Annotated in this window: 13 protein-coding genes and 1 pseudogene; all 14 read left to right on the top strand. The window is 28.5% G+C overall.

Annotation, left to right across the window (positions count from 1 at the left end; all coding sequences use genetic code 11):
* Nucleotides 1-328: 328 nt before the first annotated feature.
* A pseudogene (locus K292_RS19355) lies at nt 329-667 on the top strand (flagellin N-terminal helical domain-containing protein); the annotation flags it as partial.
* Between the two features lie 186 nt (nt 668-853).
* Nucleotides 854-2,092, top strand: coding sequence for a flagellin (locus K292_RS19410; RefSeq protein WP_330364994.1), 1,239 nt, complete (start codon nt 854-856; stop codon nt 2,090-2,092).
* Between the two features lie 43 nt (nt 2,093-2,135).
* Nucleotides 2,136-2,318 carry a hypothetical protein gene (locus tag K292_RS0112395; protein WP_027400091.1) on the top strand — a complete coding sequence of 61 codons (183 nt, stop codon included), beginning with the start codon at nt 2,136-2,138 and terminating at the stop codon, nt 2,316-2,318.
* A 28-nt stretch (nt 2,319-2,346) separates the two neighbouring features.
* Nucleotides 2,347-2,595 carry a hypothetical protein gene (locus K292_RS0112390; RefSeq protein WP_027400090.1) on the top strand — a complete coding sequence of 83 codons (249 nt, stop codon included), beginning with the start codon at nt 2,347-2,349 and terminating at the stop codon, nt 2,593-2,595.
* Between the two features lie 141 nt (nt 2,596-2,736).
* Complete coding sequence (locus K292_RS0112385; protein WP_027400089.1) at nt 2,737-3,078, top strand: hypothetical protein; 342 nt, start codon at nt 2,737-2,739, stop codon at nt 3,076-3,078.
* Nucleotides 3,079-3,171: 93 nt separating this feature from the next.
* Nucleotides 3,172-3,300: a hypothetical protein gene (locus K292_RS19345; protein WP_281168554.1), complete on the top strand. Its 129-nt coding sequence runs from the start codon at nt 3,172-3,174 to the stop codon at nt 3,298-3,300.
* A gap of 48 nt (nt 3,301-3,348) precedes the next feature.
* Nucleotides 3,349-3,810, top strand: a complete 462-nt coding sequence (locus K292_RS0112375) for a JAB domain-containing protein (RefSeq protein WP_027400088.1) — start codon at nt 3,349-3,351, stop codon at nt 3,808-3,810.
* Nucleotides 3,811-4,372: 562 nt separating this feature from the next.
* The gene (locus tag K292_RS18035) at nt 4,373-7,126 is read left to right on the top strand and encodes a bifunctional DNA primase/polymerase (RefSeq protein ID WP_027400087.1); all 2,754 of its coding nucleotides are present in this window, start codon (nt 4,373-4,375) and stop codon (nt 7,124-7,126) included.
* Nucleotides 7,127-7,315: 189 nt separating this feature from the next.
* Complete coding sequence (locus tag K292_RS0112365) at nt 7,316-7,729, top strand: hypothetical protein (protein ID WP_027400086.1); 414 nt, start codon at nt 7,316-7,318, stop codon at nt 7,727-7,729.
* Between the two features lie 84 nt (nt 7,730-7,813).
* Complete coding sequence (locus K292_RS18730) at nt 7,814-7,981, top strand: hypothetical protein (RefSeq protein WP_156900542.1); 168 nt, start codon at nt 7,814-7,816, stop codon at nt 7,979-7,981.
* Between the two features lie 60 nt (nt 7,982-8,041).
* On the top strand, nt 8,042-9,649 hold the full coding sequence (locus K292_RS0112355; protein ID WP_027400085.1) for a recombinase family protein: 1,608 nt from the start codon (nt 8,042-8,044) through the stop codon (nt 9,647-9,649).
* 230 nt (nt 9,650-9,879) lie between these two features.
* Nucleotides 9,880-11,913, top strand: coding sequence for a DUF262 domain-containing protein (locus K292_RS0112350; protein ID WP_027400084.1), 2,034 nt, complete (start codon nt 9,880-9,882; stop codon nt 11,911-11,913).
* Between the two features lie 73 nt (nt 11,914-11,986).
* The gene (locus tag K292_RS0112345) at nt 11,987-12,307 is read left to right on the top strand and encodes a hypothetical protein (protein WP_027400083.1); all 321 of its coding nucleotides are present in this window, start codon (nt 11,987-11,989) and stop codon (nt 12,305-12,307) included.
* Nucleotides 12,308-12,433: 126 nt separating this feature from the next.
* The coding region (tnpA, locus tag K292_RS0112340) for an IS66 family insertion sequence element accessory protein TnpA (protein ID WP_027400093.1) at nt 12,434-12,663 on the top strand (230 nt) is incomplete at its 3' end.

Raw genomic sequence — 12,663 nt, 5'->3', positions numbered from 1 at the left:
GTAAAAACTAAAGTAAATATTGTTTTCAATACAATAACACATGGAATTCCTGATTCCTTATAAAAATTTGACTGTTTTAAAAGTTCAGATATTCCTATCTTAGAAAAAAACAAGTCGATTCTAGAGTTTACAGTCTGTTCAGTGCGTAAATTTTCTGCTATAATGGAATTCATAAAAAGTCCTACTTTCTTTGATATTTATGGGTTTGTCGTTATTTCCATTATATCAAAAATTAGGACTTTTTTATATATCCTAAAGCAGATTCATATTCATTTTTCAAGGTGCATTAACATTTCCCTAGTGGGAAAGTTGAGTTAATAATACTAAATTATCAAAAGCTATTGAAAAATTATCAAGCGGTTTCAAAATAAATAAAGCATCAGATGATTCTGCAGGATTAGCAATATCAGAAAAAATGAGAAGTCAAATAAGAGGGCTAGAAATGGCTTCAAGAAATATCAAAGATGGAATTTCACTTGTACAAACTGCAGAAGGTGGATTAAATGAAATTTTAGATCCAACATTGTTACAAATGAGACAGTTAGCTTTACAAGCTACTAATGGAACTTTAACAGATTTAGATAGAGAACATTTACAGTTAGATTTTGAGCAAATGGGGATGAATATAGATAGTATAGCGAATAATACAAATTTTAATGGGGTAAATCTTTTAAATTCAAGTGAGATTTTTAACGCAGAGTCAATACAAAATAATACAGTAGTAAAACCAAAGTTAAAAAATATTGATTGGACTTACATAGATAATGGAAACAATTTTACAGCTAAAGATATAGAATACAATGGTACCGATAAATATGTGACAATAGGAAAGAGCAATAATAAAAACCAAATAATGTATTCTAATGATGGTGAAACTTGGATAAAAGCAAATTATGATCCATTGCCATCAGATGTTATTTATGAGAATGGAGTATTTGTAATAACTGGTTCTAAAAGTGGAAGCTATGGTGATGATGATGGCATTATTTATTCAAATGATGGAATTAATTGGAGTAATATTGTTAACACGAATCCCCCAATAAGATTAGATTGCCTTAGCACAAATAGAAATTCAATTGCGTATGATGGAAGTAAATTTACTATGGTTGGATATTCCTCTGAATTGGGAAACCATAAGATACTCACGTCACAAAACGGAGCTGATTGGGAGGTATTTAATAACCCTTATGAGATAAGCTCTATTTGTTTTGCTGATGGTAAATATGTAGGAATAGGATTTAAACGTTATATATATACTTCAAATGATGGAATTAATTGGGATTATAAAACTAAAGTAAGTTTAGATCATAGAGATTCTATTTTACATGAAGGAAATAAATATTTTATTGTTGGAGAAGAACATGGAAACCTATTTGTATCTGATAATGGTGATAAATGGTATCAAGTTAATATTGAAAAGGAAGTTAATTTTGAAAGCATAGCTTATGATGGTAATCAATATGTTGCTATTGGTTTTGAAAATGAGGGATCAAAAAGCTTAATTTATAATTCTTCTGATGGAGTTAAATGGACTTTACAAAAAGAATTATCTAATAATTTAAGTAAGGAAGTATCAAAAATAATTTGGGATGGAAATAGTTTTATAGTTTCTGATGAAGATGGTTTTTCAATTGGAGTACCAGAATATGAATCTAGTGAACAAACACAAGCATATGACAAAAATGTTAAAAGAAATGCAGAAAATATTATATTACAGATAGGAGAAAGGTCTAAAGATACAATGTCAGTTACTCTTTGTGATGTTCGGACAAGTAGTATAGGTCTTGATTCATTAAATATAAAAAATATAAAAGATGCTAAAAATGCACTTTTAAAAATTGATAATGCAATAGCAATTATATCATCACACAGTTCGAGAATGGGAGCATATCAGAATTCATTAGAATACATTTCAAATAATGTTGAAAATTATAACCAAAATATTATTTATTCTGAATCCAGAATTAGGGATTTAGATATAGCAAAAGAAATAATGATTTATACAAAAAATAATATATTAGCTAAGGCTAGTGAAGCTGTTGTAAGTCATGCAAATCAGCAAAAAAATCAAATTTTAAAATTATTAAAATAGCTATAAATTAAATTTAAAATAAAATAAGAAAAGAGGTAATAATATGGCAAAAGTTACGTGCCCAATATGTAGAGGTAAAAAGATAGTATCGTGTGAAGAATATGGATTAACTTATGGTACATATGATCATAGTGATGTAACCAATGCAGGTCCATGCCCAGCATGTGGAGGCACAGGAAAAATTCCATGTCCCGAGTGTCATGGAACTGGGAAAGTAGATGAATAATTAGAGACTTATAGGAGGTAAAAAAATAGTGGCAGGATTCTTAGAAGGCTTATTTACTTGGGGACTAAAGATAGTAGATGATAAACTTTTAAATGGAATAATGTTTGATTCCGCATATAAAGAAGCTGGAAAAAGAGAAAAGAGAAAAGATAATATTTTAAAATTAGCAAAGAGCATGGAAAATAAAAGTGATGAAGAATTAAAACGTATTTTTCAGTCAAATTCAGGAGATATGAAACTAGCAGCATCTTATAATTTGAAAAAAAGGGGGTACTAAATATAATTGAATAAGAACTAAAGTTGTAAAATAAGAAATTAAAATTAAATATCAAGATTATTAATAAAAACCTAAGAAGGCAAATAAATTACTTTCTTAGGTTTTTTATTATTAAATTTTAAAAAGGATTTATTATAAACAATGATAAAAATAGGAAAAAGAAAAGATTTATATAATATTAATCATTTACCTATACCTGTGGTAAGTGAGATAGAGAAAATAGTAGGAGTATTAGATGATGAATATGGAGTATCAAGGAATATTGAAACAGATTTAGGAGGATATGTAGCACTAATTGAAAATGCAGATGATGTTGAGAAACTTAAGAATTCTCATTTAGATATTAAAGAGGATATAGCTGAATGGGGAAAGGAGATAACAATTAAAGGTGAAGAAGACTGGATAATGATGTTATTTATTTTAAATTCGGATTATTCAATTGTAGTGGTAAGTAAAGAACTTTTTCTTAGAGAGGAGAGTTAATGGAATTAGGAGCATTTTTATTAGGATTCATAACAGGATTAGGAATTTGTGTAATTATTGATACTATTTAATAGAAGAATGGAGGATAAAAATATGCTATTTGGATTAATTACAGCAACAACAAGTACAGCTTTTATAGAGTATTTTACAAGTGGAGTTTTTTTAGGAGGAACATTATTTTCAGTTGCAAAAACTAAGAAGTCACCTAGTAAGCTTAGATAATTAAGATTTAACTGTATATGGATATTTTTATAGGAGGATAAAAGTAAATTGAAAAAGGAAGTATCAGCAAAACGTGTAAATATAGTTAATGTTAAGTTAGTTAAAGAAAAGAGTATTAAATATCAACCGAGAAAAATAACAACACCTAAAGATGTTGTAAATTTAGTTGGAAACCTATTAATAGATTGCGATAGAGAAAAGTTAATACTAATTACATTAAATGTTAAGAATGAGCCAACTTTTATAGAAGTAGTATCAGTAGGAAATTTGCAAAGTGCAATTATTCATCCAAGAGAGATTTTTAAGACAGCGATATTAGGCAATGCAGCAAATATTATTATATGTCATAATCATCCATCAGGAGATTTAGAGCCTAGCAAAGAAGATATTAAAATAACACAAAGATTAAAAGAATGTGGAAAGCTTATGGGAATAGAATTGACGGATCATATAATTATCGGGTCGGAAGGTAGGTTCTGCAGTCTACAAGAAAAAGGATTATTTAAGTAAAGAACATAATGTAAATATTAAAATACTTATAATTGATACAAGGATTATATTAAAATTAGATACTAAGCTAAAATTGTGACAATATATATAGGGGAATAATTTCCATAATTATTCCCCTATATATATTAAACGTAGATAAAAAAATTTTTTTTAATTTTTTTTAATGAATATTATTTAGGTTTAAAAAACTTTTTCCGTCGTTTACACTTATAGACTAAGTGTGAACGCTATGTATAGACTTTTATGCTTAGTCTATAAGTACGTACGTCTGAAAAAATGAAAAAAAAGCACATATAATGAATAAAAATACAAATACACTCAAAATAATGAATTAAAATGCATAAAATATTGAAAAATAGCCATTTGACAAGTATAAATATTCATGATAGATTAAGTTGTCTCTTGAATATCATTTATTTTAAAATACTTTTAGAGATAAATCTGTACCTTGACAACTAAATAAAAGAGTATTTTTCTTCTGCCTTATTTAGATTAAGGCTAACCGATGAGAGAGTGGGGATGGAAGAGAATATATTCTTATCAACTAGAGAAGGAGAAATATATGGAAGAAAAAGAAACTAATGAAACTGTTATTGCAATGCGAAATTATATCAAATTAGGATTACCAGTAATTCCTTGTAAAGACAAAAAGCCTTTAATAAAGGATTGGCAAAAAAGGCAAAAAACTACTAACGAAGAAATTGAAAAATGGCAAGAAACTATACCTAATATAAATGTCGGATTACCAATGGGTGGTGGTTCTGGAATAATAGGAATTGATATAGATGGTAAGGAAGCAGTAGTAAGGCTACAAGAATTAAGTAAAGGCAATTTGCCAGATACTTGGAAATTTGAAACGCCAGGTGGTGGTCAAAGGTATTTATATAAAGTGCCAGAAGGAGTTATTACAAAAAAATATGTTGAAACTTTAAAAGGTGAACATAGTGAGCTTGCATTACTTGGAGAGGGTCAACAAACTATTCTTCCTCCTTCAGTTCATCCTAATGGTGGAATCTATAAGTGGTATAAGGGTAATAGTCCAGAAGAAAGTAAACTTGAAGATGCACCTAAATGGATGCTTGATTTAATGACTGACAATATAACTAAAAAAGTTACGGAAGTAAAGGAATTTAAGCATAAAGTAGATAAGCGTAAACTTATAGAGTCTTCTAAAGTATTTGAAAGGCTTGCAAATAGATGTAGTGTATTTAAGAATTCTTTAGAAATCCAAAGGACAAAAGGTATATCAGAAGATGATTGGTTTAAATGGTGTAAGCTTCTTATTTCAGCAGGGTATGGTGATGCTGCAATGGACTTTTCAATTTTGTCTACTAAGCATAATGAAAGAAGCGAAGAGCGAATTTTAAACCTTATAAATGAAACGCCCAATGGTGGACCGATGGTAAGATGTAGTACTTTTGGTTGTGATTACTGTGATATAGAAGAGTGCTTTTGTAATATTAATGAAAATGAAGAAGGAGAAATTACAAATTCTCCTGGCAGCATAATAAAAAAAATGAATTCTGTGCTTCCTCCAAAAAATAGAGTTTATAAACCTTATTTAGATGCTTTAGAAAATATAAAGGAATATGATATTGATGAACATGGAAACTTATGTAGTTATGATACCAAAGGAAAACCATATAGTATAGCAAATTTTGTGGCAAGACCAGAGCTTGAAATTATAAGAGATGATGGTAGTTCTGAGCAAAGAATATTTAGAATTGTTGGGGTTCAGAATGGTATTCCTCTTAAAGCTGTTGATATATCTGCATCTGACTTTATTACAATGAATTGGGTTATAAATTCTTGGGGAATTAAAGCTTCTATTAGAGCTGGTATTGCTAAGAAAGAACAATGCAGGGATGCAATTCAAAATATGTCAGCCAATACTGAAAAACTTATAATTTACACTCATATGGGTTGGCGTAAACTAGAAAATAATAAATGGATATTCTTACATTCACATGGGTGTATTGGTGCAGATAATATCAAAGTAGAATTAGAAAAGAGTTTAGAAAGATATAGTTTGCCAGAAAAAATAGAGAATTTATATACAGCAGTAAAAGCGAGTAAAGAATTGCTTGACATCGCTCCAAAAGAAATAACAGTGCCTTTATTAGCTCACTGTTATCTATCTCCATTAACTGAGGCATTTAAAAGAGCTGGTATAGAACCAAACTTTCTTATATGGCTTTATGGAGGTACTGGGACTAGAAAAACTACAACAGCTTTACTTTTTTTAAATCATTTTGGAATCTTTAATAGTACTCCTCCAGCGAGCTTTAAAGATACTGCAAATGCAATTGAAAGAAAAGCTTTTGCTACAAAAGATGCTTTACTTCTTATAGATGACTATCATCCTGAATCAGTAAAAAATGAAGCTAACAAAATGTCATATATCGCTCAAAGGGTGTTGAGAATGTTTGGCGATCGTATAGGAAGAGCTCGTTTAAAATCAAGTATTGAATTTCAAAAAGATTTTCCTCCAAGAGGTCAAGCGATTGTAACAGGAGAAGATGTACCTGTTGGTCAATCCTCAGTTGCTAGATTTCTAGGTGTAGAAATTCTTACAGAAGATGTTGATCTTAGTAAACTTTCAGACAGTCAAAAAAATACTAAGCTTTTTGGAGAAGCTATGAGGGGATATATTGAATGGCTAGTACCACAGATGGAAGAACTCCCAAATGTTTTAGAAAAAGAATTTAGCGAAAAAAGAAGACAATTTCAAAAGTTATCCTCACATGGAAGGATTGGAGAAGCTGCAGCTTGGTTAATTATTTCATATAAGATAATGTTAAAATATTTTAATTTTGCTAGAGTTTGCAATCAAGAGGAATGTGAAATTTTATTTAATGAGGCTGAAAATATTTTGAAAGAATTAATTTTCAAACAAAATGTTCTAGTAAATGAAGAAACACCTACGGAGATATTTTTAAGAATATTAAAAGAAATCATAGTATCAGGAAAAGTAAGAATAGAAGAATTAAAGTCAAAAAATCCTCAAGATTCACTTTTTAGTTCTGGTGAAATAATTGGGTGGAAGGATGAAAGATTTTATTATTTAAGACCTTTAATCATATATAACTTAGTAAATAAATTCCTTGCTGCAAGAGGGCAGAAGTTTCCTATACTAGAGAGAACTTTGTGGAAGCAGCTAGATGAGTCTAAGCTAATACATATTGAGAAAGGAAGTGATGGTAAAATACAAAGATGCCCTAAAAAAGCAGTTCCCCAAATTTCAGGAGAACAAGGAACTCAACGTCTAAGACTACTACATTTAAATATTACAGCCTTGGATTTAGAAGAAAAATAAAGAGAAGTACTCGCCAAAGTACTTCTCTACTGAAAAAAATTAGGGCATATAGGGCAGGTATGCCCTCTTATCCCTCTTAAATTTAGCATAGTAAGTGATGTAAAAAGAAACTATGCTAAGAAAAAGATTATTTTATATTATAACATATTATAAAAGAAAAATTTTAAAAAGTAATAGAAGGAGAATTATATGATAAATAAGATAATAGATAATAACGAAGATTTGTTTGTGGTTACAAATACTAAGAGAGAACCTAAAATTCAAGAAGGAGAGTATATAGCAACGGTTAAAGCTATATTAGCAGACGAGAAGGTAAGTTCTGAAAATAATAAATGGATTAGAATAACTTTAATCTTTGCTATTGAGAATTCTGACTTTGATGATCCAGTAGAGATAAAATTTTTCGCTAGTAAAAACTTAAATAAGATGAGCAGACTTTACCCTATAGTGAAAGGGATTATAGGATATGAACCTGAAGACAATTTTAATTTAAAAACTTTAAAAGATAAAAAGACTAAGGTTTTGATTAAACACAAAGTAGATGATAAAGAGGATGTATGGGAAAATGTTGTAAAGACGAGTACATACTTAGATGAGGATTAAATTTTTATCATATATAGGATGTAAAGTAATAAAAAAATTAATAAATATATATTATTAATTAAAATAAAAAGAAAAGGAGCAAAAATGCAGTATTTAAAAACAATAATTTCTAGAGATAAATTATATCAAAGAAATTATTTAAGTGATAAACAAGAAATCATTTTTATGGAGGATTCTATATCCAATAACAGTATAATATCATCAGCATTAATTGAAATATTGCTTAATAAGTATAAAGAAAAAATTAATTAATTAAAAAAGTAGGGAGAGTATTAATTCTCCCTACAATATAAATGGAGGGGAGGAACTATAATGGCAAAAGTAAAAGAAATACAAGGACGAGCAGCGATTTACAGTAGATATTCAAGTGATAATCAAAGAGACGAATCTATAGATGCACAAATAAGAGCAATAGAAGAATATGCTAAAGCAAATGGATATGAGATTGTTAAAATCTATGCAGATAAAGCAAAGTCAGCTACTACTGCTAAAAGACCTGAGTTTCAGAGAATGATTAAAGAAAGCGGGCAAGACTTATTTGATATTGTAATCGTACATAAATTAGATAGATTTAGCAGAGACAAATATGATAGTGCGGTTTATAAGAGAAAATTAAAGCAAAATGGAATCAGATTAATAAGTGTAACTGAAAACTTAGATGGTTCGCCAGAATCGGTTATACTAGAATCTGTAATAGAAGGTATGGCAGAATATTACTCTAAGAATCTTGCTAGAGAAGTAATGAAAGGTATGAAAGAAACAGCATACCAAGCAAAGCATACAGGAGGTCTTCCACCTTTAGGCTACGATGTAAATGAAGAGAAAAAATATGTAATTAATGAAAAAGAAGCAGAGTGTGTTAGACTAATATTTGACATGATATTATTAGGTAAAAGTCATAGTAAGATTATAGATGAATTAAATGCCAGGGGATATAAGACAAAGATTGGTACTATGTTTAAAAGTAATAGCATTTACAGTATTATTACTAATGAAAAATATACGGGTGTATATATCTTTAATAAGACAGCAAAGAAGGATGCTTTTGGAAGGAGGAATAATCACAAATGTAAAGATGAAAGTGAGATTATTAGAATTGAAGGTGGTATGCCAGCTATTATTTCTAAAGAAACCTTTGAAAAAACAAGAGAGCTACTAAATAAAAGAAAGCATGCACCTGGAACAAATAAGGCTAAGGAAAATTATTTATTGTCAGGATTAATTAGATGTGGCTGTTGTGGGTATGCGATGCATGGTAATAGAAGAATACCAAAAAATAAACCTATTTATGTATCTTATAGGTGTGGGCATAGAAGTAAGACTAGTACAACAGTATGTAATAATAAAGAAATAAGGAAAGAATATATAGAAGAGTATGTACTAACAGAATTAGAAAAGAAGATATTTAGTGAAGAAGCAATGCCAATATTGGTACAAGGTCTTAGAGAAAGACTTAAAAATCTTAATAAGGAAAATAATGAAAAAAGAAACATAATAGAAAAAGAGCTTTTAGAAATAAATAAGCAGATAGAAAATATAATAGAAGCAATCTCAAATGGATTTTATCAAGAAGAATTTAAAACAAAGATTGAAAGTTTGAAACAAAGAAAGATTGACCTAGAAGCTAGTTTAAAAGAGATATCTGTAGAGAATAAAGCTCCAATAGTTACAGAAACAGATATTAGAAAGCTAATTCTGGATTTTAAAGAATATGTAATTAGAAAAAACGTACCTGAATGTAAGAAGTTCATACAGGATTTTGTAAAAGAAGTTATAGTATATAATGAGCACATTGAAGTTATCTTCAATGTGTCTTTTTTAGTGCTTAAAAAAGGTGAGGGTATAGAGCTTATTAGCAGAATTGGTAGATATGATCTTATTAAGAGGTATAGTAAAAGTTTTTATATAAATGCTTCATAATACCAAATTATTCCACAATATTGTATAAAATATGATAAACTATTATAGAAAATGATTAATTTTAAAATACTAGAAAGAAAGATATGATTAACTAATTCTAAAAATTAGTATAAAGTATATGAAAACTTATACGATTTATAAAAAAGTCCAGCATAAGTTTTTATAACGGATAAAAAATAAAGATTCGCAAATATTATATTTGTTTATTAAAAAATTAGTAGGAGGAATATATGAAAGCAGATAGTATTAATCTTTTGGAGTTTATTAGTACATCAAAAAGAACATTTATTATTCCTGTATATCAAAGAAATTATGATTGGAAAAAAATACAATGTTTGACGTTATTTAGAGATATTGAAAAAATTGCAATTGATATAAAAAGATCAATACATTTTTTAGGCACAATGGTTTATATTCAAGGAGAAGATACAGCAACTTTTAGGGAATTTATAGTTATTGATGGACAACAGAGATTAACTTCTATAATGTTACTTTTAAAAGCTATAAGTGAAAGAACAACAGATGAGGATATAAGAGAAGATATCTATGAGTTATATTTAATTAATAAAAGGGCTCCGGAGCAATTTAGAATAAAGCTTAAACCTATGAAGTCTGATTTCGCTACTTATAAAGAATTAATTAACGGAGAGGATGAAACATTGAATGAATCAGCAATAACATCTAATTATAAGTACTTTTTAGAATTAATAGATTCTTCAGATTTAACTCCAGAGCAAATATATAAGGGTATACAGAAAATTGAAGTAGTTTATATACAATTATCTAAAGAAAATGAAAATCCTCAATTAATTTTTGAAAGTTTAAATTCAACGGGTTTGGATTTAACAGAGGCAGATTTAATAAGAAATTACTTGTTAATGGGACAAGAATATAGTAAACAAGAAGAACTTTATAATAATTATTGGGTAAAAATAGAAAGAATATTACCAGATCAGATGATTTCTGATTTTATAAGAGACTATCTAACTTTAAAAACAGCTATAATACCAAATAAAGATAAAGTTTATAAAAATTTTAAAGAATATTATGAGAATCTTAATAATTTTGATGCTGAAGGTATTTTGGATGAATTAAAGACTTATGGAAAGTATTATAGCTGGTTCAAATATTGTAGTTGCCCAGATATAGAGGTTAATAAGAGATTAATTCAGTTAGATAAATTAAAATCTACTGTTGTATATCCATTTCTACTTAGTGTTTTTGAAGATTGCTATTTATATAGAAAAATCACAAATAAAGAAGTTTGTAATGTTTTAGATACTATTATTTCATATGTATTGAGAAGAATGATTTGTGAGTTACCTACTAATGCATTGAATAAAGTATTTGCTATTTTGGCTAAAGATGTAATAAAAGAAAAACATGATGAACTAGAATTGAGTAAGAAAATAGGAATAATACTATTAAATAAAAAAGGAAAAGTAACTTTTCCAAACAATAATTTATTAAAAGAAAGTTTTATAAATAAAGATTTTTATCATTTTAAGCAGGTTCGTTATGTTTTGGAAGAAATAATAAAAAGTGAAAGTAAAGAAAATGTTCAATTAGAAGAATTGACAATAGAACATATTATGCCACAAAATTTAAATCCTAGATGGCAAGTTGATTTAGGGAAAAGATATAAGGAAATTCATGAAACTAACTTACATAAAATTGGTAATTTGACTTTAACGGCATATAACCCAGAATTATCTAATAAAGCATATGGTGAAAAAAAAGAGTTTTACTTAACCTCAAATATAATGCTTAACAGGAAGTTGGCAGAAATAGAAGAGTGGAATGAAAAAGAGATAAATGATAGGGCAAATATGTTGTTTGAGAGGGTTATTCAAATTTGGAAATTTCCAGAGATAGAGGAAGCTTACATAAATCCAATTAATGTAACGAATGAATTTGAAATTATGGATGATGTAGATGTAACGGGTAAAAGTCCTTATGAAATTCAGATTTGTGGAAGCTCGTATAGGGTTGATAGTTGGAGAAATTTCTTTGGTAAAATATGTAAGGTAATGTATGAATATGATTCTCAAATTTTTAGAAGTTTGCTTAGGCATAATGATTTTAAAGGAAGAAAGAAAAGGATTATAACTATTGATAAGGATTCTTTAAATAAGGCTGAAGCGGTAGCAGAAGGAATATACATTGAGCAAACTTTAAATGCTAATGATGCTCTTAATTATTCTAAATTAGTTGTAGATAAGTATGAAGATATGGAAAACGAAATAACTTACAAAATAAGGTGATAGCAAGAATTATATGGATTGTTTCAATAAATAAAATTAAAGGGCAAAATAGTATAACTGTGAGGAAAAAGGAATGTTTATATTTGAAAACTTAATAAGAAATGAATATTTCCCAAGTGAATTACCCCCATGTTTTACAACAGAACAGCTTGGAGATAAATTTAAAGATATAAAAAACTTAATTGAAACAGTAAATGGTAGGAATACATCCGTACCAATAATTTTTAGTGGGTTTAAAAAGGAAAATGCAAGACGGAAATTTGCATTACCAAATCCATATCATTATTGTAAGGCTGTAAATGCAATAGTTGAAAATTCTAGTGAAATTTTTAAAATATTAGATAAGAGTAAAGCTTCTTTAACTAAACCATTAGACAATAATCCTTTACGGTAAGCGTCAAATAAAATAGTGTATTGTCTTCGGTTTCTTAATCATGGGATAATATCCAATGTAAATATAAGAATTCTAAAGTACCTTAAGGATCTTAAGGATATTTAGATTAACATTGGAGGATGTATTATGGATAAATTGACTAGAGTATCTCACGAATATAAAGTTTCCCTTTGGGCCGGCAGAATTAAAGAATGCAGGCAGAGTGGCATCACCGTAGCTAAATGGTGTGATCAGAATAATATCGGAATTAAAACCTACTACTACTGGATGCGTAAACTCAAGAGAGAAGTTTTTGAGAATCTTTCAGATGAGCTTGCACACAGCCCTTTGGTACCCGTTGATTCAAAACCTCCTGT

The organism is Anaerovorax odorimutans DSM 5092, assembly GCF_000426305.1.
Classification (GTDB): domain Bacteria; phylum Bacillota; class Clostridia; order Peptostreptococcales; family Anaerovoracaceae; genus Anaerovorax; species Anaerovorax odorimutans.
This window is presented reverse-complemented; position numbering and strand designations above follow the sequence as displayed.

Bases quoted from the DNA above. Each gene is read 5' to 3' on its own strand.
- K292_RS19410 (WP_330364994.1), top strand. From the start codon at position 854: ATGTATTCTAATGATGGTGAAACTTGGATAAAAGCAAATTATGATCCA.
- K292_RS0112395 (WP_027400091.1), top strand. From the start codon at position 2,136: ATGGCAAAAGTTACGTGCCCAATATGTAGAGGTAAAAAGATAGTATCG.
- K292_RS0112385 (WP_027400089.1), top strand. From the start codon at position 2,737: ATGATAAAAATAGGAAAAAGAAAAGATTTATATAATATTAATCATTTA.
- K292_RS19345 (WP_281168554.1), top strand. From the start codon at position 3,172: ATGCTATTTGGATTAATTACAGCAACAACAAGTACAGCTTTTATAGAG.
- K292_RS18035 (WP_027400087.1), top strand. From the start codon at position 4,373: ATGGAAGAAAAAGAAACTAATGAAACTGTTATTGCAATGCGAAATTAT.
- K292_RS0112365 (WP_027400086.1), top strand. From the start codon at position 7,316: ATGATAAATAAGATAATAGATAATAACGAAGATTTGTTTGTGGTTACA.
- K292_RS18730 (WP_156900542.1), top strand. From the start codon at position 7,814: ATGCAGTATTTAAAAACAATAATTTCTAGAGATAAATTATATCAAAGA.
- K292_RS0112355 (WP_027400085.1), top strand. From the start codon at position 8,042: ATGGCAAAAGTAAAAGAAATACAAGGACGAGCAGCGATTTACAGTAGA.
- K292_RS0112350 (WP_027400084.1), top strand. From the start codon at position 9,880: ATGAAAGCAGATAGTATTAATCTTTTGGAGTTTATTAGTACATCAAAA.
- K292_RS0112345 (WP_027400083.1), top strand. From the start codon at position 11,987: ATGTTTATATTTGAAAACTTAATAAGAAATGAATATTTCCCAAGTGAA.